The sequence below is a fragment of the Massilia sp. Root418 genome (genome assembly GCF_001425265.1).
Taxonomy (GTDB): Bacteria; Pseudomonadota; Gammaproteobacteria; order Burkholderiales; family Burkholderiaceae_D; genus Rugamonas.
The window spans coordinates 286370-305804 of record NZ_LMEC01000011.1 but is presented as its reverse complement, the minus strand read 5'-3'; the positions used below and the strand labels follow the sequence as shown (position 1 = coordinate 305804).

General features: G+C 63.3%; 16 protein-coding genes. 8 read left to right on the top strand and 8 right to left on the bottom strand.

From position 1 onward, the window contains the following. The first annotated feature begins 4 nt into the window (after positions 1 to 4). From ASC94_RS08895 to ASC94_RS08880, 4 genes are read left to right on the top strand one after another with little or no spacing between them, the layout of a single operon-like run. On the top strand, positions 5 to 1375 hold the full coding sequence (locus ASC94_RS08895) for a D-tagatose-bisphosphate aldolase, class II, non-catalytic subunit (RefSeq protein WP_056393465.1): 1371 nt from the start codon (positions 5 to 7) through the stop codon (positions 1373 to 1375). A 35-nt stretch (positions 1376 to 1410) separates the two neighbouring features. Continuing rightward, on the top strand, positions 1411 to 2178 hold the full coding sequence (locus tag ASC94_RS08890; protein WP_056393463.1) for a DeoR family transcriptional regulator: 768 nt from the start codon (positions 1411 to 1413) through the stop codon (positions 2176 to 2178). 3 nt (positions 2179 to 2181) lie between these two features. Then, the gene (locus ASC94_RS08885; RefSeq protein ID WP_056393461.1) at positions 2182 to 3279 is read left to right on the top strand and encodes an N-acetylglucosamine-6-phosphate deacetylase; all 1098 of its coding nucleotides are present in this window, start codon (positions 2182 to 2184) and stop codon (positions 3277 to 3279) included. Between the two features lie 16 nt (positions 3280 to 3295). Then, complete coding sequence (locus ASC94_RS08880) at positions 3296 to 5260, top strand: MFS transporter (protein ID WP_056393459.1); 1965 nt, start codon at positions 3296 to 3298, stop codon at positions 5258 to 5260. A 9-nt stretch (positions 5261 to 5269) separates the two neighbouring features. Here ASC94_RS08880 and ASC94_RS08875 read toward each other — a convergent pair whose 3' ends face one another. The 6 genes from ASC94_RS08875 to ASC94_RS08850 all read right to left on the bottom strand — a co-directional run bounded on the left by ASC94_RS08875 (position 5270) and on the right by ASC94_RS08850 (position 12141). Then, positions 5270 to 6151, bottom strand: coding sequence for a T6SS immunity protein Tli4 family protein (locus ASC94_RS08875; protein ID WP_157201357.1), 882 nt, complete (start codon positions 6149 to 6151; stop codon positions 5270 to 5272). 101 nt (positions 6152 to 6252) lie between these two features. Further along, on the bottom strand, positions 6253 to 7977 hold the full coding sequence (locus tag ASC94_RS08870) for a triacylglycerol lipase (RefSeq protein WP_056393450.1): 1725 nt from the start codon (positions 7975 to 7977) through the stop codon (positions 6253 to 6255). A 137-nt stretch (positions 7978 to 8114) separates the two neighbouring features. Beyond that, positions 8115 to 10691: an MXAN_6230/SCO0854 family RING domain-containing protein gene (locus tag ASC94_RS08865; RefSeq protein WP_082616364.1), complete on the bottom strand. Its 2577-nt coding sequence runs from the start codon at positions 10689 to 10691 to the stop codon at positions 8115 to 8117. A gap of 105 nt (positions 10692 to 10796) precedes the next feature. Continuing rightward, entirely contained in the window at positions 10797 to 11516 is a 720-nt protein-coding gene (locus ASC94_RS08860) for a DUF4386 domain-containing protein (protein WP_056393447.1), read from the bottom strand. A gap of 26 nt (positions 11517 to 11542) precedes the next feature. Further along, a complete protein-coding gene (locus ASC94_RS08855; protein ID WP_056393444.1) occupies positions 11543 to 11800 on the bottom strand; it encodes a hypothetical protein in 258 nt (85 codons plus the stop codon). A gap of 8 nt (positions 11801 to 11808) precedes the next feature. After that, a complete protein-coding gene (locus tag ASC94_RS08850) occupies positions 11809 to 12141 on the bottom strand; it encodes a winged helix-turn-helix domain-containing protein (protein WP_056393442.1) in 333 nt (110 codons plus the stop codon). A 121-nt stretch (positions 12142 to 12262) separates the two neighbouring features. On the opposite strand from ASC94_RS08850, the gene ASC94_RS08845 reads away from it, so the two are divergent. Further along, positions 12263 to 13009 carry an ABC transporter substrate-binding protein gene (locus tag ASC94_RS08845; protein WP_056393440.1) on the top strand — a complete coding sequence of 249 codons (747 nt, stop codon included), beginning with the start codon at positions 12263 to 12265 and terminating at the stop codon, positions 13007 to 13009. A gap of 29 nt (positions 13010 to 13038) precedes the next feature. On the opposite strand, the gene ASC94_RS33600 is transcribed toward ASC94_RS08845, so the two are convergent. After that, positions 13039 to 13608, bottom strand: a complete 570-nt coding sequence (locus tag ASC94_RS33600; RefSeq protein WP_056393437.1) for a hypothetical protein — start codon at positions 13606 to 13608, stop codon at positions 13039 to 13041. A gap of 646 nt (positions 13609 to 14254) precedes the next feature. On the opposite strand from ASC94_RS33600, the gene ASC94_RS32420 reads away from it, so the two are divergent. After that, positions 14255 to 14716 carry a hypothetical protein gene (locus tag ASC94_RS32420; protein ID WP_157201355.1) on the top strand — a complete coding sequence of 154 codons (462 nt, stop codon included), beginning with the start codon at positions 14255 to 14257 and terminating at the stop codon, positions 14714 to 14716. 454 nt (positions 14717 to 15170) lie between these two features. Further along, on the top strand, positions 15171 to 16406 hold the full coding sequence (locus ASC94_RS31655; RefSeq protein ID WP_082616363.1) for a Fic family protein: 1236 nt from the start codon (positions 15171 to 15173) through the stop codon (positions 16404 to 16406). A 458-nt stretch (positions 16407 to 16864) separates the two neighbouring features. On the opposite strand, the gene ASC94_RS08825 is transcribed toward ASC94_RS31655, so the two are convergent. Beyond that, on the bottom strand, positions 16865 to 17296 hold the full coding sequence (locus ASC94_RS08825) for an integrase arm-type DNA-binding domain-containing protein (RefSeq protein ID WP_056393431.1): 432 nt from the start codon (positions 17294 to 17296) through the stop codon (positions 16865 to 16867). A 1200-nt stretch (positions 17297 to 18496) separates the two neighbouring features. Between ASC94_RS08825 and ASC94_RS08820 the strand changes: the two genes are divergently transcribed. Further along, positions 18497 to 19363, top strand: a complete 867-nt coding sequence (locus tag ASC94_RS08820; RefSeq protein WP_056394952.1) for a phage integrase N-terminal domain-containing protein — start codon at positions 18497 to 18499, stop codon at positions 19361 to 19363. Positions 19364 to 19435: the final 72 nt, after the last annotated feature.

Below are 19435 nucleotides of genomic sequence, written 5' to 3'. Positions count from 1 at the left end.
AACCATGACCATACCTGCACCCTCGTCCCCCATCCAGCAAGTCGTGGCCGCCCACCGGCGCGGCGCGGCGGCCGGCTTGTACAGCGTTTGCTGCAGCCATCCGCTGGTGCTGCGCGCGGCCATGAAAGTGGCCGCCTCCTATGGCACGTTGCTGCTGGTGGAAGCCACCTCCAACCAGGTGGACCAGTTCGGCGGCTACACCGGCATGACGCCCGCCGTGTTCCATGACTACGTGAAGAACATGGCGCACGACGAAGGCTTCCCGCAGGAGATGCTGGTGCTGGGTGGCGACCACCTCGGCCCCAACGCCTGGCAGCACCTGGACGCCGCCGCCGCCATGGAAAATGCCGACACGCTGATCGCGGCCTACGCCTCGGCGGGCTTCCACAAGATCCACCTCGATTGCAGCATGCGCTGCGCCGACGACCCGGCCATCCTCAGCGACGACACCATCGCCGCGCGCTCGGTGCGCCTGGCCATGGTGGCCGAAGCGGCCGCCGAACAGGCCGGCCTGCCGCCGCCGGTGTACGTGATCGGCACCGAAGTGCCGATTCCCGGCGGCGAAGCGGAACTGGCGGAAGCCGGCGCGGTCACTTCGCCCGCCGCTGCCGCGCGCACGCTGGACGTGCACCGCAAGGCCTTCCTCGATGCCGGCCTGCATGGCGCCTGGCGCCGCGTGGTGGCCATGGTGGTGCAGCCCGGCGTGGACTTCGACCACAGCCACATCCAGCACTACGACGCCGCACAGGCCGCCGCGTTGTCGGACTTCGTGGCCGACCAGCCCGGCCTCGTTTTCGAGGCCCACTCCACCGACTACCAGCGCGAAACCGCGCTGCACGAAATGGTGCGCGACCATTTCGCCATCCTGAAGGTGGGCCCCGCCGCTACCTTCGCGCTGCGCGAAGCCATGCTGTCGCTGTGCCGCATCGAGGAAGAACTGGTGCCGGCCGGCCGCTGCTCGCGCCTGATGCAGGTGCTGGACGAAGTGATGCTGGCGCAGCCGCGCCACTGGAGCAAGCACTACCCCGGCAGCAGCGCCGAGCAGCGCCTGCTGCGGCGATACGGCCTGAGCGACCGTTGCCGCTACTACTGGGGCGAAGCGCCCGTGGTGGCTGCCGTGGACCAGCTGTTCGCCAACCTGGACGCGCTGCACATTCCCCTGTCCCTGCTCAGCCAGCACCTGCCGGAGCAGTACCTGGAAGTGCTGCAGGGGCAGCTGCCCGCCAGCGCCAGCGCCCTGGTGCAGCACAAGATCGGCCGATTGCTGGCGCAGTATGCGCGCGCCTGCAACCGCAATGCCGCGGCCGGGTCCGGTGCGACGGGAGTGGCCGGCGCAGGCAGCGAAGCCTCCACCAGCACCGCATCGATCTGTTAAGCTCGACGTTTTTTAAAGTCGACCGAGACGCCATCATGCGAAATACCAGCCAACGCCGCGCATCCATCCTGCAAATGCTGACCCAACACGGTTCCGTCCAGGTGACGCCGCTGGTGGAGCAGTTCGGCGTGTCGGCGGTGACCATCCGCAGCGACCTCAGTGCGCTGGAAAGCCAGGGCGTGGCCACCCGCAGCCACGGCGGCGCCGTCCTCACCCGCACGGCGGTGACGGAGCAGACCATCCACCAGAAGGACGCGCTGAACCAGCAGCAGAAGGACCGCATCGGCGCGCTGGCGGCCACGCTGGTGCAGCCGGGCGAGAACATCATCATCGACTCGGGCACCACCACCATCTCGCTGGCGCGCCACCTGCACGGCGCGCAGGACGTGACGGTACTCACCAACGGCCTGAACATCGCGTGGGAACTGGCGAACGCGCCGGGTGTGGACCTGATCATGACGGGCGGCCTGCTGCGCAAGCAGTCGCTGTCGATCCAGGGTGCGCAGGCCGAGGCCTGCCTGCAGGCCTACAGCTTCGACAAGCTGTTCCTCGGCGTGGACGGCTTCGACCTGCAGTTCGGCGTCACCACACACCACGAAGCGGAAGCGAGCCTGAACCAGAAAATGGTGGAGCGCGCGAAAAAAGTCATCGTCCTCACGGACGCCTCCAAGTTTGGGCGCGTCAGCCTGCACCGCATCGTGCAGCTGAACCGGGTCCACACCGTCATCACCGACGCCAGCATCAGCCCCGAGTACAGCCAGGGGCTGCGCGAGCTGGGCGTCGAATTACTCATAGCGGAATAGAGCGTGCTACACGGCAGAATACTTACCCCCACAGGTTGGATCACAGGCAGCATCGGCTTCGGCCAGCGCATCCAGCAAATACAGGAAGATCCTGCCGCAGGCCAGAATGGCTTGACGATACTGCCCGGCTTCGTGGACCTCCACGTGCACGGCGCCTCCGGCGTCGACATCATGCAGGGCGGCGACGCCGGTGCCACCGTGGCGCGCACCCACGCGCGCCACGGCACCACGTCCCTGCTCGGCACCACGCTCACCGCCAAGGAACCGTCGATACGGCGCGCGCTGGCCGGCCTGGCCGGCGTGATCGCCGAGCGTCCCGCAGGCGGCGCGCGCATGCTGGGCGTGCACCTCGAAGGCCCCTTCCTCAATCTGCACCGCCTGGGCGCACAGCCGCCGGACGTGATGGTGGCCAGCATGGCGCTGGTGCGCAGCCTGAACGCCGTCGCCCCCATCCGCGTGCTCACCCTGGCGCCGGAAGTGGAAGGCCACCTGGCACTGATACCGCAGCTCAAAGCCATGGGCATCCGCGTGCAGATCGGCCACAGCGCCGGCAGCTACGAGGACGGCGTGGCCGCGCTCAACGCGGGCGTGTCGGGCTTCACCCACCTGTTCAACGGCATGACCGGCATGGACCACTACAACCCCGGCATGGTGGGCGCTGCGCTTGCCCACGCCGAATACGCTGAAGTGATCCCGGACCTGATGCACGTGAGCCAGGGCGCTCTGAGGAGCGCCTTGCGCACCATCCCGCGCCTGTACGGCGTGACCGACGCCACCAGCGCCACCGGCATGCCGGACGGCGAATACGCGCTCGGCACGCAGCGCGTGTTCAAGTGCCTGGGCTGCGTGCGCCTGGCCACCGGATCGCTGGCCGGCAGCGTGCTCACCATGGACCAGGCGCTGCGCAACTTCGTGAGCCTGGGCCTGGACCTGGCCGATGCCTCGCACCGCCTCTCGCTTTACCCGGCGGACTATCTCGGCGAGACCGGACGCGGACGCCTCGCACCCGGCGCCTGGGCCGACATGGTGGTGCTCGACGCCGTGCTGCAGCCGGTTGCCGTCTACGTCGAAGGCGAAGCCATCGACCTTTCCCATAATTAGAAATCACGGAGCCACGATGTCCAGCATGAAGTCCACTGCCCCTGTCCGCGCCAAGCGCTTCATGCTGTTCATTGCCGGGATGGGCGGCCTGCTGTACGGGATCGACGTCGGCATCATCGCGGGCGCCCTGCCTTACCTCGAATCGACCGCCTCGCTGGCCTGGAAGCTCAGCGCGCAGCAGCTCAGTTTTATCGTGGCGGCGGTGCTGCTGGGGTCCGTGCTGTCCTCGCTGTTCGCGGGCGCGCTGGCGGACCTGGTCGGGCGGCGCTGGGCCATGGCCCTTTCCGGGCTGCTGTTCACGCTCAGCATCCCGCTGATCGCGCTGGCGGATGGCTACACGCCGCTGCTGCTGGGCCGCCTGCTGCAAGGCATCAGCGGCGGCTTGATCGGCGTGGTGGTGCCGCTCTACCTGGCCGAATGCCTGCACGCCTCGCAGCGCGGGCGCGGCGCCGCCCTGTTCCAGCTGCTGCTGACCATCGGCCTGGTGGCCGCCGCTGTGATCGGCCTGGCGCAAGCGCACGCGGTGGACGCCGTCACCGCCGCCGCGCAAGCACTGCCCGAAGCGCAGCGCGCCGCCACCGTGTTTGCCGCCAAGGACCAGGCCTGGCGCAGCATCTTCTGGATGTGCCTCACGCCGGGCATCGTGTTCACCGCCGGCGCGCTGCTGCTGGCCGAATCGCCGCGCTGGCTGGCCGGCCGCGGCCGCGCCGAAGCCGCCCTCGCCTCCCTGTTGCGCACCCGCCCCGCCGACGAAGCGCAAGCCGAGCTGCAAGCCATCCTGCAAGCCCAAGCCGGCGCCACGCCCATCCATGCCACCGCAGCCGCAACGCCCGCCAAGGCCGCAGCAGCAGCCGCCCCCGCCCATGCCGCCCCCCATGCCTTCGTCCCAGCCGATGTAGCAGCAGCCGCCTCCACCCCTGCCAGCGCGCCGCATGCCGGCGCATCGCCGTCGCATGGCGCCGGCCCGGGCACGCCGGCCCCCGCCAGCGACCCGTTGCTCAGCCGCCGCTACGTGCTGCCCTTCCTGCTGGCCTGCCTCGTGCTCGCGCTGACGCAAGCCACCGGCATCAACTCCATCCTGGCCTACGTGGTCAACATCCTGAACCAAGCCGGCCTGCCCGGCGCCACCGCCAACATGGCCGACGTCGGCTTGAAAGTGGTGAACGCCGTGATGACCGTGGTGGCCGTTGTGCTGGTGGACCGCAAAGGCCGAAAATTCCTGCTCATGCTCGGCAGCGGCGGCATCGTCCTGTCCCTGCTGGCCGCCGGCCTGCTGTTCCGCAGCGCCGAATCCGGCCAGCGCGACGTGCGCCCCGCCATCGAAGCCCGCATCCAGCAAGACGGCCTCGCCCTGCGCCTCGACCAGCCCACCCTGCAAGCCCTGTCCGCCCCCAACGGGCAAGCGCCGCAACAGCTCGTGGTGGCCTACGCCTACGGGCCGTTCACCAACGTGCAGACCCGCCGCAGCGACGACGCCGCCTTGCCGGAACTGCGCATGAGCCGCGCCGACACGGTGCAGCCGGACAGCGTCATTGGCGCCTTCTTCCGCCGCCTGCACCTGAACCCTTTCGCCGACCCGGCAGACGCCGCAAACGCGCCGCTGCGCATCGAGAAGGCCTACCTGGTGCAGGTGCCGCCCGCGTCGCACGGCTGGCAGGTGGCCCTGGCCATCTTCCTGTTCGTGGCCAGCTTCGCGGTCGGGCCTGGCGTGTGCGTGTGGCTGGCGCTCTCCGAGCTGATGCCCACGCGCATACGCTCGAACGGCATGAGCATCGCCCTCCTGATCAACCAGTTCGTGTCGACGGTGATCGCGGCCGTGTTCCTGCCGACGGTAGGCCAGCACGGCTATGCCACGATGTTCTTCTACGGCGCCGGCTGCGCGGTGCTGTACTTCCTCACCGCCGCCTTCCTGCTGCCGGAAACGAAAGGGAAAACGCTGGAAGCGATCGAAGCGCACTTCGACCGCAAGCGCGCGGCCTGACGCAGCCGGTCAGTTCCCCGCGCGCGGGCGGATGCTGCGGCTGACGCTGTCCCACAGCGCCACCGCCTGCTCCTGGCTCAAGCCGCTCTCGCCGCGCCGGCCCGCGTCGAACTCCAGGTGCAGCGACGGCTGCAGCGGACCGGGCGCCGGGCGGCGCGTCTCCAGCGCAAAACTGAACTGCTTGCGCGCGCTGTCCTCCTCCGGCTGTATCCACGCCAGCCATTCCTGCGCGTTCATGCCCGCCACCTGCAGCTCGCCCTTGCGCAGCACCTTGGGATGCACGCCCATGCGCGTGAGCAGCGAATCGCCGCCGCTCACGCGCTGCAGCAGCGACTTGCTTTCATCGGGCGTGTAGGTGTCCACCACCACCGACACCTGCACCTCCGGCGCCGCCTTGCTGCGGAAACTGAGCTTGCCGTATTCGCCCGCATAGCGGCCGTTTACCACCACCGGCCCCAGGCAAAATCCCCTGGCGGTGTTGGCACCGTCGCCGGCCTTCTCCACGTGGCCGGCAAATTCCACCAGCCGCGCCTCGGCCTTCGCGTAGCTGTTCTCGTACGAGTCGGTGGAGGCCACGATGTACACGCCGTCGCGCAGCAAATGCAGCTCGCTGTTGTAAGCATCGTCGATCTCCATCACGCGGAAGATGACGGCTTCCTTGCTGACCTGGACCACTTCCTTCAGTATATTGGTCGCCTTGCGCCCTGCCGCCAGCAGCGCGCCACGGCGCAGCTCCACCTGGCGCTGGAATTCGGCCGGGCCCATGCCGGCCGCTTTCACCACCACGTCGATCGGCGCGCCCGCGTCCGTCAATCCCGGCGGCGTGAAGATCGACGACGATCCCATGGCCTGTTCGAAATCCTTGGGCAGTTCCATTTGATGCCGTCCCATGCACACGGCACGGACTTCCTTGCTGATAGGCGCCACAGGTTTAGCCTCCACCAATGAGCATGCCGTCAGCATAACGGCCATGCCCGATAAAAGTATTTTCTTCATGCCAGCCTTGCGATAGCCGCGATCTTGGTGATCGCGTAGTGCGTGACCTTCTGCGCGATAGCGTCGCCGTAGGCCGGTTCGTGTTCAAACCCGCTCAGCTTGAACTGCTGCTTGATGTTGCCTCCGCCCGATTTGCGCGGCGCCCTGCCGGAACTGGCCGGCACAGTGCCGTCGCCATGCCCGTCCTGCATGCCGCAGGAGATTTCATAGTAACTGGTTTCGTACGTGCTGCCGCCGGTGTAGCCGGAATAGTCCGGCATGTATTCGGTCTGGCCGCCCATGTACAGCTTGTTGCTGCCGTCGGTGCGCACCTTGTCGTTGCCGTAGGCGAGCGCGCCCGCCAGGTCCGGCGCCTTCCCGCCGGGCGACATGCCGCGCTTCATATTCCAGTGTATCTTCTCGAAGCTGTCGAAGCCATCGCCGTTGCCGACCTTGCCGCCGTAGAAAACGTAGGTCTGCGCGTGGTACTGGCCGGCCAGCTCGTCGTGGAAGGCCTTGGCCAGCTTGACGTTCTTGGCGAACTCGTTCCACTTGATCGCCAGGCCGTCCTGGGGCGACAGCCATTCCTCGCGCACCAGCCCCCACCACGCGGAGCGCTCCAGGTAGATTTCGGCATACGGGTCGGCGTTCGGCAGCGGAGGCGCCGGATGGCCTTTGTCGTCCTTGATGTTGAGCCAGTGCGGCCCGTATTCCACCGACGGCAGCAGCTGCAGCGCCCCCGGCGCCTGCGCAAACACCGCCGTCACCTCGCGGCCATTGGAACCGATCACCAGGCCGGCAGTGAAGCTCTCCTCGCGCATGCCGACCTTACAGCGCCGGTAGGCCACTGCCGCGCCCACCGCCGGCATCACGCCATGCACGATGCCGGCGATCTTGTCGGCCATGCCGTCCAGCTGCGCGCAGCAGCGCGCCACCAGGCCTCCCATGGAGTGCGTCACCAGGATCACCTGTTCGCACTTGTACTGGCCCTTGTTGTTCTCGGCGATGATGGCGGCAACGCGCTCTTTCAGCGCCTCCGCCGCCTGCGTGTTGGAGGCCAGCCAGTTGTAGCCGCAGGCGTAGACCGGGAAGCGGCACTTGGCGCGCTTGAGCAGCTCGTCCGACAGGATGGGCGCGGCGAGGTGGTCGTCCTCGGCCACGCGCGGCAGGCCGGCCATGTCCATCGAGATCCCGGGTGGCAGCTTGCGCGGCGGCGGCTTCTCGCCCGGCCTGGGTGTGGCGCTCACGGAGGTATAGGAGAAGTCGTCCCAGTAGGCCGGGTCGTAGCCTTCGGCGTTCATCTTCTGCTCCAGCCAGAGCAGGAACTTGTGATAGCTGGCCTCGGAGACCTCGCCCCAGCCACGCTCGATGAAGTGCGCCTTGTCGCGGATGGTGCCCACGCCCTTCTTCGGCACCGCGCCTTCGCGGTAGACCTGGGTGCGTTTCGGGTGCAGCACCTTCTGGCGCGTGCCCGAGCCGCGCTTGGCCCACATCATCGCCAGGCCGAGCGGCGCGCCGGCGGTCTTGTTCAGCACCCAGACTTCGTCGCCGTCGGTGCTGGACAGGTTGGAGCCCATGATGCCGGGCACGAAGACGATGGGCAGGATGTGCGAAGGCGGCATGGTGAGCTTGACCGCGTCCGCCAGCATGGAGCTGGTGGTCTGCCAGGTGAACGTCGGCATGCCCTTGGCATCCGGGATCGATTGCTGGCTGCGCTCAGTGTCGTCCGGCACGCTGGCCATCAGCCCCGCTCCGCTCTCATCATGCTAGTCACCATGATCATGCTAATCACGCCCCGCTCGCGTAGTTGTTTAATTCTACATAATTTACGCGATCCAAAAAAAGCGTGCCGCGCGGCTGAGCTCGCGTGCGAGCGGGGTCAGGAAAGGAAATCGGCCGGCGACAGGGTGCCGGCGGCGACGCCCGGCTGCAGGATGAAGGCCTGGCTGTGCGCGGGGAGCGATGCGTCGCCCTCCAGCAGGGCGGCGCAGACCGGGCCGCCGGCCGGCAAGGCTGCGCAAGGCGTACCGGCGCCGGACCGCAGGCGCGCCAGGAAGGCCGCGCTGTCCTCGCCTGCGTGCCGTTCGAAGACCACGTCCTGTGCGCCTCGCAGCACCACGCTTTGCGCGCGGGCGGCGGCGTGCAGCAGCACAAGCTCGTACAGCGAGGGCCGGATGCCGCTGGCAAAATAGTCGATCAGCGTAGGGCAGATGGCGGTGACGGCTGCATTCGAGCTGTCCGCGTTATTGAAAGCCAGTTCGCCTTTGGAATAGACGTCCAGCCAATGCAGCCGGCCTTCCTGCAAGTCCAGCACCATCGGCATGAAAATGCCGTTTTCTCCCTGCAGATCGAATTTCAGCTTGACCGCTTTCGGGTCGAAATGGGCGCCGTGCGCGTCCTCCAGCTGCATCAAACCCGCATAGGCGCGCTCCAGCTGCTCGAACGGCATGCCGGCGTAGTTGTTCAGCACCGCGACGGCGTAGCGGATGCCGTCCGCCAGCGCGCGTCCGCAGTCAATATCGACAAACTCGCTGGCGCCGTCGGGATAAGGCGCACCGCGCAGATCGCCGGCGCTGCGGGCAATATCCTTGAACTTCAGCTCGTAGTACGAACACGTGCCGCAGAAGCGCCAGTCCTTGTCGAAAAATGCGACGGACAGGTCCAGGTCCGTGACCCTGCCGCCCGATTGCGGCTCGCACCAGTGCAGGAACAGTCGCATGGTGCCGGCCAGCGGCACCGCCAGGGTCGACCCTCTGGGCAGCTGGATGGCCGAGCGGCTGGCCGTGCGCTCGTTGAAGGGCACCATCACCTGCTTCAGGCGGGTATCGATCAGGAACACCGGAAAATCCGGCTTTTCTGCAAAGCGGCGCAGCAGCTCCTGCTCCAGCACCGCCAGCGTGCGCTCGATGGCCACCGCAGGCAAGGCCGGCCGCTCGTCCGGCGCGTACACGCCCTTGGTGACCTTCCCTTTGGGCCAATAGACACGCGTCTTCCCCGCCACGACGCGGGTGGGCAGTAGGGAGCGCAGCGTCAGCAGCACCGGCGTGGCCAGGCGCGGCGCAGCGGCCGTGAACTCGGCCAGCAGCTGCTCGACCGCGCTGGCGTCGTTGCCTGCCACGCGCAACGCATGGTCGAAGCGGCGCGCCAGCTCGCCGGGACGCTGCGCCAGCAAGGCCGTCATGCCACGCGCATCCTTGCGCGAAGCCGCACTTTCCAGCCTGGCGTAGTAGCCCCGGAACGGTGCGGCGCGCGTACCGTCGGGTGCCCTCTTGCGCACCGCCTCGAATGCCCGCGCGGTGTTGGGGAAGCGCGCGCGGTATTCATGCGGATGCAAAAACTCGCCCAGCCAGACCCAGTACGAACGGTGGCGCAGCATGTCTTCAACCAACGCGTCCGGATTCATGCCCTCCAGGCAGGCCAGCAGCGCGCGGCGCAGTGGACGGCCCAGCTTCGCCACCTTGAAGCGATTGACCAGCACCGGCAACTGGACCGACTGCTGGTGATGCTGATGCCCCCAGTGCGACCACGCCGCAAACATCCGCTTGTACTTTTCCAGCCCGCGCAACTCGGCAATCGCGCGCGCGCGGTACACGATCTGTCCCTGCAGCGCCACGTCGGCATCCGAATAGGCGGCGATCAGGCGCGCGACGTCGGTGGCGCTGCTGAAGTAGCGCCGCGCCTGCGTCACCACGGTCTCGGGCGGCATCCGTTTCAGCAGTTCGCCGAATAAGGTGGCCACGTTCTCGCGTACCGGAATGTCGGCGGGCAGCCAGCCCAGGATGGCTTCGCCGCGCTCGCGGATCAGGGTGGCAAAGTCGTCCTTGTCCACCGGCGACAGCACCTGCTTGCGCGCGCACAGCGACACGAACAGCTCCCGTGCCGATGCCTCCAGCGACTCTCCCAGCGAGAGCAGTTTCAGTACAACGGGCGCGCCCGCGCCCGAGCGCTCCGGCGCGGGCTTGAAGAATGGCGAAGACGGATCTACGTGCTGCTCGCATACCGGACAAGCCGAGTAATTGCTGCCATCGAAGCAGGCGTCGCACACCACGTGGCGGCAGGGGTTGAGCACATGCGTGGTACCGGTCCGGCCGCAATACAGGCATGGCTGGTCCTCGCCCTGCATGAAATGGCTCAGGACCTTGCGGCACCACAGGTCGAAGGTGTCGTCCGGCACGCCGTCGGGAAAATGCCGGAACAGCGGCACGTGCTTGTGCTGGCCGCCCACGTTGGCCAACAGGGTATCGAGCAGGTGCGCTTGCAGCACGCCCAGCTCCTGCGGCGTGCGCGTGCGCAAGCGCTGGCGCAGCGAAGTCGAGACGGCATACCCGGCCCCGGCCAGGTTGACTTCGAGCGCATCCAGATACGAATCGGGCACGCTCGCCGTCCCCGGCGGAACGAAGACCTGGGCGTGCCGCCGCAGCAGCAGGGAATCGGTTGCGGAGTACCCAGTCGTCATGGTGCGAAAAAGGTGAGAAGGGAAGCGGCCAGACTGAATCGGAGGTAGAAGGAAGTCCGGCCTAAGCCTTCTCACCTGGCATCCTAACCGATCCTGCCCGGCGCTTCAAACTTTTTGCGCGCGGCCGCCGCCCTTGATCAGCAGCCACAGGCAGAACGCACTTTCGCCCACCAGCGCGGGCAGCAGGATGGCGGGGAACAGCACGCTCGCCAGCGTGGGGCTCAGCACCATGCTGAAGCTGTTGATCAGGTAGCACACGCCGGCCAGCTGCATCATCACCCCGATGGCCTTAGGGATGTAGCCGGATTGCCGGATCAGGTAGCCGACAATGAGGATATCCACGCCGAAGAAGACCAGTGCCAGGCCGAACGCCTGCGCGTGCGACACCACCGTCAGGTAGGCCATGGCGTGCAGCTGCGGCAGGTCTTCCGGCTTCAGGTACTTTGCCATCGCCAGCGTGTCGAGCATGGCCTGCAGTTGCAGCGCGCTCACGCTTTCCACCGCCAGCGAGGTGATCGCGAACAGCACCATCAGCAGGCTCAGGTTCTTGCACACGGGCCGCAGCAGCACGTAGAAGATCCACGTCAGCGCCACTGCGCACAGCAGCAGAAGCATCTGCCCCGCCACGCCCAGGCGCCACAGCCATTCCGACTCCTGGATGCGGCGCACGGTGGCGGCCGGGTCGCCGTGCACCACCAGCGTGCCCCGGACCAGCGCCTCGCCCAGCAGGCCGATGACGATGATCACCAGGTACAGCACGCCGCCCAGCCGCCCATAACTTTGCAGCGCCGCGCGCGGCGCCTGAATCAGATTGCTGCCGTCCATATGTACTCCCGGTGAGAGACTGCGGATTACTCGACTTGCTTGAGGATTTTTTCGACCGACGCCACGCTGCCGGACAGCCGGGCGATCTCCGCCTGCATGGCCGCCAAGGTGGCCTGCTGCGCGGCCTGCGCCTGCACTGCCTTCCCGGCCAGCGCGCTGTAGGCGGCGTCGCTCTCGGCGCGGGCGCGCGCGGCGAACGCCGCCGAGAAGTACTTCATGCCGAAGATGATCACGGCCGCGCCCAGCGGCAGGCAGATCGTCAACAAGTAAATGCTTTCAGACATATGAACCTCTACTGTTCGTTGGGGACTTGAAGCGTCTTCGCCATCTCCGCGATGGCAGCTGGCGAGAGTTCGATTAAAAATCTGCTGGGCTCAAAATAATTGAGCGCCTTGCCGTCGTTCGACAGCTCCATCTGGCTCACGACCAGGCCGGCTTCCTCCAGCTTCTGCAAGTGCAGATGCAGCAGCGGACGGCTGATGCCCAGGTCGCGCGCCAGCTGGCTGACGTAATTGCGCCCGCCGCTCTCCAGCGCAGCAATGATGCGCAGCCGGTGCGGGTTGGCCAGCGCCGCCAGCACCGCCAGCAGTTGATTACCATCCAGGGACTGTTTTTTCGCGCTCACCTGTCAACAATACCTGACACATGAAAGAGGGTCAAGCTTTGTGATGGAGCATTCTGACTATCAATTCGCAACGGAGTAGAATTAGGCAAGCCGCACCATTCATCTCCGTCCGGGAACGACAGTGAAATCCGCCGCCAGTTGGCTGTTGAGCGCAGGCCTGCTGCTTGGGCATGGAGCCAGCGCGGGCGGCATGCTGGTGCTCGCCCATCCCTTCCCGAAGGAAGCGAGCTTCGCACCCGGCGTACTGTCCCTGATTTGCGAGGACGCCTTCCAGCAATTGGGGCTGGACGTGGAAGTGCGCATCTTCCCGCCCCTGCGCGGCTCGATGGAAGCGGACGCCGGCAGGATAGACGGCGAAGTCGGACGGGCCCGCGCCTACGCCGACACCCATCCGAACCTGGTGCGGGTGGACGAAGCGCTGCTGTCCTTCCGCGTAGCCGCCTTTACCCGCCTGCCGGGCTTGAAAATCGCCAACTGGGACAGCCTGAAAGGCACGCCCTACCGCGTGGAATACCGCAGCGGCTACGTCACCTTCAAGGCCAGCCTGGAGCAGGTGCTGCCGCTGCAGCAGATTTCGTCCGTGGTAGACAGCCAGACCGGCCTGCAGAACGTAGCGCTGGGCCAGACCGACATCTTCGTGGACCTGGAAGAGTTCGGGCAGCGCCAGTTGGCCAAACTGCACAAGCGCTACCGCGACGTCTACAACGCGGGCCTGGTGCAGGACACGCCGGTCTACATCTACCTGCACAAGCGCCACGCCGCGCTGGCGCCACGCCTGGCCGAGATACTGGCGACGATGAAATCGAACGGCGCTATCGCCCGCCATGTCGCCACCATGTTGGGCGAGGAGCGCGGGGCAGAGGAGTAAGGAAGGGAGCCGGTCTGGCGCTCAAGCCATCAGGTACCGGAGCCGTCGAACTGCTCCCCGTACCCCAAGCGGATGAACTCCTCTTTCACGAAATCGATGAACGCCCGCGATTTGGCCGGCATGAGGTTGCGGGTACTGTAGAACATTGACACCTTGCCCGCATCCACCCACCAGTCGGGCACTACGCGCACCAGGGCGCCACTCAGGAGTCCCTGCAGCGCGTCGGGCACAACCAGCAAGGCGACGCCCATCCCGAGCGTGGCCGCTTCCCGTACACCGATGGCGTCGTGGCGATATCCGTCGCAGCCACATGATCGGGGACTGGGATTCAGTTTTACGACAATAAGCGCCCGCAGCAGGCGCCGGCCGCTCCAAATAGCACCGGGAGGCAAGAGGCGCTGAATAATCAGGCGTACGGATAAACGTAATGCCATGTTCATCGCACCAATAAGCTGAGTTTGATTCTCGGCGCTTTCGCTGAAGTCGGCAAGTAACTGCGCTCTGGAAGCACTTGCTCCCAGCCCCTCGATCCAAAAACCGTATCCTTCTTTCTGCGAACGCAAGCCGATGCGCAAGCCGCCTTGGAGGACGTTCATCATAGTTCGGCCGGGTTGCGCCGACCGATGTCGCGATGTGGGCGGAAGCGCCATAACGCGGCGAGCTGGCCGCATTCTGCCGCTGCTTCGCCCAATCCGCCCATCAGAACGGTGCTGGCCCGCCTTCCTTCAGAAACACCAAGCGTTTCAGGTTGTAGCTCGCCGCCTTGCCATGCAAGGCGAAGGTGACGCGGACGATACCCATGCAGCGCACCGGCTTACCGCCCGTCTTTTGGATGGCGGATTCTTACCGAGTCAGGCCGACGAGCGGTAGGTTTCTAGAGGTCGCCAAAAGATAAACTCAAGATTAACTCCTAATACGATAGTAATAAAGCGATGACATTTACATCTTCGTTAAAGATCAAACTTGACATTAGTTATATACTTGGGTAAATTCCGCTCACCTGCAATAATGCAGCCCAGCAATCGGCCCAACAAAAATGGAGAAGATATGCAGCCCCTTCCAAATAGTCTCGACGAGCTGATGGCAAGTTACGGCAATACCAGCACCGATCCCGACATCCCGAGAGTAATTATTCCAGGGAACCCAACATACAACAATAATAACCAAGGCCCGGTTTATCAGCCATGGAGTTATTGAGGTTCGGGAGCAAGTTCTTTGGATAATGATACGTACCACTCGAGCCCCATGCCTGTGAGGACGCCAGCCAATGTTAATCTGGACCAGCTTCGTGATACTATCATAGCGATCTCGAATGAAATGGGTGGAAAACTAATCTACCAACACAACGAGCAGGGAACATTTGTCGTTCGTCAGCTTGATGGCTCACTTAGGGTAGAGCCAATCGTGGTGGGGACCGCCATTGGAGTGAATCCGGTAGCAAATGTGACCAATGGTGAAGTCATCGTCGCGATGATCCATACCCATGTTCCAAATGGCAATCCAGATCTGATGTACCCCTCCTCGCCGAATAACTCTACAAACGGGCGGGGCGATACCACTGATATGCAGGCGATGATGCAGACAGGGCACGTAGATCCTGGGGCCTTATATTATATTGTGGATACCAGCACTGCTCTTACCTACGAGTATACTTGGATAGGCCCGATGGGGGGTATCGATATCACGCGGGACACAGTTTATTACTGAGAGGTACGCATGAAATCTCTATTTGGTATCATTGCAGGCTTAGCATTCTGCAGCTCAGCGGGCGCTCAGGAGAAATTGGTAATCGGAAACACGTCGGCAATGGCTCCAGGACCTGTCGCAGTGTCTCAGTCATACGACGTCGTATGCAAGACTGTTCGGTATAGGCTGTTGCTCGAGAAGTCTCCTCGTCGCTTGTTATACTCGTCGGAATCAGTAAAGGATGTCGACCTTTCCGAATCGCCGTTGGCTGCACTTCTATTGGACAGTTCTTTGTTCGGCAACTTGCATTTTGCGTGCTCGTTTCATGGGCTAGGAATTAATTTTTTCGGGTTCAGAAAAAATACTGAAGCCAGTACCGACCCAGTCGACTATTATGGGCATGTTTCAAATGAAGGCGCTCCTACTGTTGAGCGCGGTCTGCGGGTTGTACCGATCCAACGGTTGCACTAGATAGATGAGCTTTCGTGTAGATGGAGACGATGGCGGTCATGTTTGGCGAATTCCCTTCGCGCCGCCTAGTTGGACCAGCCTGAGTGACGCAGAGCGCGCACGATGGGAGAACTGCGATCATCTCATTACCATCGCGCTCTCCAAACCTAGACCTGGCTACAGCCAGATGAGTAGCTTCTCGGTGCCGTTGGCTAATTTGCCGATCCGAGAAACTATTCGGGAATGGATCAAGACTCAGCCGCGGCATAGCTACATGGTTGGCCAAGAATGGGCCGCGCTGGAAAGCGTTGATAAGTCAGCTCTGTATACGCAACCCAATGGAATGGAGTTGACTGCCTACCGCGTGTTTGCACGTCTAATGCAAGCGGAGCCAATTAGCAGAACCACTCCATTATCGATCAGTTATCTGCCCTGGCTAAGGCTGGCGCCCGTGCCTAGGGATTCTCCATTTCATTGGTACACCCCGCAAACTACGGAGCCAGCGATTTTTCGCGCCCTCCTTGCATATCTTGTTGTTATTACCGCACATCCATTTAAAGATGGAAACGGTCGCGTGGCCAGAATTATATTCAATGCGTATTTGAAAAAAAGCGATCCTGCGTCAGCCTATTTTCCGCTTTCTGATGTCCTAATGGCGGGCAATGGACAATTTGAGGAGTACTTGGCTGTAGCAGGAGTAACTGGTGATTACACAGAATTGTTGCATCATATGCGATATATGGCCACAGGATATGCGCAGTTCATCATTGATGGCGGAGGCAAGATCGAGGGGGACGAGGACCAGTTCGCCCAAGCAATAGCGGACGCGTCGCGCAATCTCGTAGCAGAGGATGCAATTTCTGTTAGGCCGTTGATAATAGCGAAAGAATGGCTCTTCAGGTCTAAATTCCCTGAGCGGAACTGGCATTTTGTCAATCAGATCCATGGCATATCGGAAGAGTTAGGCCAGCTTGTAAAAATAGAATACGCGGTCACGCGTCTTAGTGACCTTCGCTCTTCAGTTCGGAGTCCTATTCCGCTACTCATGGCCGTAACTACCGATAGTACGGCAGAGTTACTAGTTAGGGCGCGTATGATAAAAGCAAAATTTCCCGATATTGTGTTACGCATTGCCCTGATAACAGACGACGCAGTGATCAATGCCCGACTTGTACTGGGGTTTTCGCTATTGGAGCCATTAGTTGGCGCGTCCGATTTGGTGTTGTTGACTGGGTTGCAATTAGCGAATACCCCTAGCTGAATTCTGAAATACCTCTTCAATCAATCTGCCGTAGGGCCGTCCAATTTTTAAGCTAATGGCTTGGTTTGAATTCGAGTTTACCTGCGGATAGTTGACATTGAAGATAGTTTAAGAGGAGTTGATCGGCCGATCCAATCACCCGCCCCCCCCCGGCTCGCGATTAGAACCGCTCTTGCCACAGTTATTTGCATGGTCCTGGCTGGACGCGTGGCGGAACCATGTGCGTTTCGTGTGCGGCCGCACGGACGTGCGCGCTTTCAGCTGGCAAATTGACGGCTAGGAGGGCACATCAAATGGACGATTTGAAAAACCGTGGTGTACAAGATCGCAGCCTCGTTCCACCAGGTCGAGCGCCACCGCGAACCGGAAGATCTGGCCGATACTTGTTTGACTCGATGTGCGGACTCGACAGCGCCTCGCGCTTCCATTTTCTGCACGGCGGCCAGTAGGTCACGCGGCTAGATATCGGCAATCGGTTTTTTGCCGATCACGGGGAAGAGGTTCTTGTCGAGCCAGCCTTTAACCTTGTCCTGGGTGCTGACCGAACGGCTTGGCGCGACTTTCCGAAGCCACTGACTGGCAACCACTTCAAAGGTTTGCGCGGCGGCGGCGGTCCTGGCGTACTTGCCCTCCTGCTTGGCCTGACTCGGGTCGACACCCTCGGCCAGCAAGGTGCGGGCCTCATCGCGCCGCTTGCGGGCGCTTGCCAGCGACACTGCCGGGTAGACGCCCAGCGCCAGTGTCTTGCGTTTGCCCAGGAAGCCGTAGTCCATGCGCCAGTACTTACCACTGCCCTTCACCAGCAAATACATGCCGCCGCCATCGGCGTGCTTGTCGCCCGCAGCGCTGCTGGGTCTGACCTCCCGGATGAACATATCGGTGAGCGCCATGGCTGCCTCCCTGACGGTATCTCGGCTCCGCGATTGCCGGAGATACCGTCAAAAATGCCAGTATTTCCCTGAGCTTTTATGCCACGCCACCAGACTTCAGGAGACAACAAAAAACCCGCGCTCCCTATGAGGGAGGCGGGTTTCTGATACTTCTTGGTGCTGCTTAATACTAACTACTGGTGCGCTGACCGGAACCGCACTACCAGAGGGCGATTTCCGCCATTTTTTGAAAAGTACCGCCAAAGATACCGCCACATCGGCAAGTGCTCCGTGCTGGGAGTTTTCAGGCCGCGCCCAAGGCGAATCCCTTGAAAACGCCGCCGCCCGGCATAGAATGAAGTTTCTCAAGTGGCGGGAATTGCTCCCACCCCCACGCTGTCGAGCGTGGTCCCATGCACAGAGCATGGGCGTTGCGGTCGTTACCCGCCTCCATATCGGACGCCAAGCGCGTCCACGTTATTCAGCAAAGTAAGCCGTCATTGCACGACACCGTGGCCTGAACTTCACGCCACAGAATCCGGGAAGCATACGCTCCCGACCAGCGCCAAGCGGCGCGCATGGCAAGGGCAAGCTCCTTGCCTGGATTGGCCCGCCAGCTCCTCGTGGCAGCGGGCCGCTACAAAGCCCTGCGTTGCACTCTGCGCGATTGGCCGGCACTACCAGCAGCGGTATCGCTGCAGGCCAGCATCGCGCACGAATCGCCAATGCAGGCGCTTCCGAATCGCCGTGACCGTCGCACACCGTGCGATAGCGGCGTCACCAAAGGCGTCGTTACTGGCGGCGTGCTGCCAGTGACGACGCGCCGCCGACGGCATAGCCTCAGGCGGCAAGCGGCTTACTTCCGCGTGATGGTGTTCAGTGACGAGGCCAAGCGCCTCCATCGCAAGCAAGCCTTGCGATTCCCTCCGCCCGCTTCGGGCTTGGTTGTTTGAGTTTGATCCGTGCACGAGGTGCACTCCATGGACCCTGGGTGATTGGTCCCCGCTGCGGCAGTTCCCTCCGGGACCGCGCAGCGGTGCCACAAGCGCATGCGGCGCAGGCAGGCAGTATCAGAAACCGCATACACGGGAGTGGTGTCCCGAGGCCCTAGTTCAACTTGTCCTGCTGCGGCAGTACAAGTGGCCAGAAACACTTACCTGACAAACCTACACCACGCGGCATTGATGTTGAAACCCAATGATCGGAAGGAGGAACTTTGCCATGCGCGACTTGAACTACCAGCTCAAACAGCTTTGTCACCGCAACCGGGATGGCAGCTTTGCGACGCAGGCCGACCGCGAGCGCTTGCTGAACCTGTGCGCGAACGACCTGGCGGAACGGGGCTTCCACCATATGAGCGCGGACAGCCTGAAGCCCAAGCATGTGGCGGCGCTGCTCGATAAATGGAAGCTGGACGGCATTAGCACCGGGACGCTCAAGAACCGCATGAGCGCCTTGCGCTGGTGGGCCGAGAAGATCGGCAAGGACAACATCATTGCGCGCACCAACGACGCGTATGGCATCGCCGAGCGGGTGTTTGTCACCAACGTGTCGAAGGCCAAGGTGCTCGATGCCGACATGCTCGCCCGCGTGACCGATCCCTATACCCGGATGTCCTTGCAGTTGCAGGCTGCGTTTGGATTGCGGCGGGAGGAAAGCATCAAGATCAAGCCTGTGTGGGCCGATCGCGGCAGCTTCCTGCGCTTGCAGGATAGCTGGACCAAAGGCGGCAAGTATCGGGAGGTGCCGATCACGACTGTGCAGCAGCGCGCCGTCCTGGATGCGGCGAAGGCACTAGCGGGGAAAGGCAGTCTGATTCCGGCGGAGATGCGCTATCGCGATCAGCTGAACCGCTTTCGGGCGCAGTGCGACAAAGCGGGCGTCCATGGCGTGCATGGGTTGCGGCATGAGTATGCACAGCGGCGCTATGCCGAGTTGGCCGGCTGGCCCTGCCCAGCGGGCGGCGGGCTCACATCCAGGCAGCTGGATGCGGCCAGCAAATCGGTAGATCAAGCTGTGCGGCTGCAGTTGTCGGCGGAGATGGGCCATTTTCGTGAGCAGGTTACCTCTATCTACTTGGGTAGATGAGCGGTCATCTTTCGTATATGCACCAGGCGAACGGCAGCTTTCGCCCAAAACGGACATTGCCGCTACAAGCTA

Excerpts from the sequence above, each read along its gene's own strand:
- ASC94_RS08860 (WP_056393447.1), bottom strand. The coding sequence starts at position 11,516 with ATGGACGGCAGCAATCTGATTCAGGCGCCGCGCGCGGCGCTGCAAAGT.
- ASC94_RS08870 (WP_056393450.1), bottom strand. The coding sequence starts at position 7,977 with ATGGCCAGCGTGCCGGACGACACTGAGCGCAGCCAGCAATCGATCCCG.
- ASC94_RS31655 (WP_082616363.1), top strand. The coding sequence starts at position 15,171 with ATGAGCTTTCGTGTAGATGGAGACGATGGCGGTCATGTTTGGCGAATT.
- ASC94_RS08875 (WP_157201357.1), bottom strand. The coding sequence starts at position 6,151 with ATGGGACGGCATCAAATGGAACTGCCCAAGGATTTCGAACAGGCCATG.
- ASC94_RS08820 (WP_056394952.1), top strand. The coding sequence starts at position 18,497 with ATGCGCGACTTGAACTACCAGCTCAAACAGCTTTGTCACCGCAACCGG.
- ASC94_RS08825 (WP_056393431.1), bottom strand. The coding sequence starts at position 17,296 with ATGGCGCTCACCGATATGTTCATCCGGGAGGTCAGACCCAGCAGCGCT.
- ASC94_RS08865 (WP_082616364.1), bottom strand. The coding sequence starts at position 10,691 with ATGACGACTGGGTACTCCGCAACCGATTCCCTGCTGCTGCGGCGGCAC.
- ASC94_RS32420 (WP_157201355.1), top strand. The coding sequence starts at position 14,255 with ATGCCTGTGAGGACGCCAGCCAATGTTAATCTGGACCAGCTTCGTGAT.
- ASC94_RS08880 (WP_056393459.1), top strand. The coding sequence starts at position 3,296 with ATGTCCAGCATGAAGTCCACTGCCCCTGTCCGCGCCAAGCGCTTCATG.
- ASC94_RS08895 (WP_056393465.1), top strand. The coding sequence starts at position 5 with ATGACCATACCTGCACCCTCGTCCCCCATCCAGCAAGTCGTGGCCGCC.
- ASC94_RS08855 (WP_056393444.1), bottom strand. The coding sequence starts at position 11,800 with ATGTCTGAAAGCATTTACTTGTTGACGATCTGCCTGCCGCTGGGCGCG.
- ASC94_RS33600 (WP_056393437.1), bottom strand. The coding sequence starts at position 13,608 with ATGATGAACGTCCTCCAAGGCGGCTTGCGCATCGGCTTGCGTTCGCAG.
- ASC94_RS08890 (WP_056393463.1), top strand. The coding sequence starts at position 1,411 with ATGCGAAATACCAGCCAACGCCGCGCATCCATCCTGCAAATGCTGACC.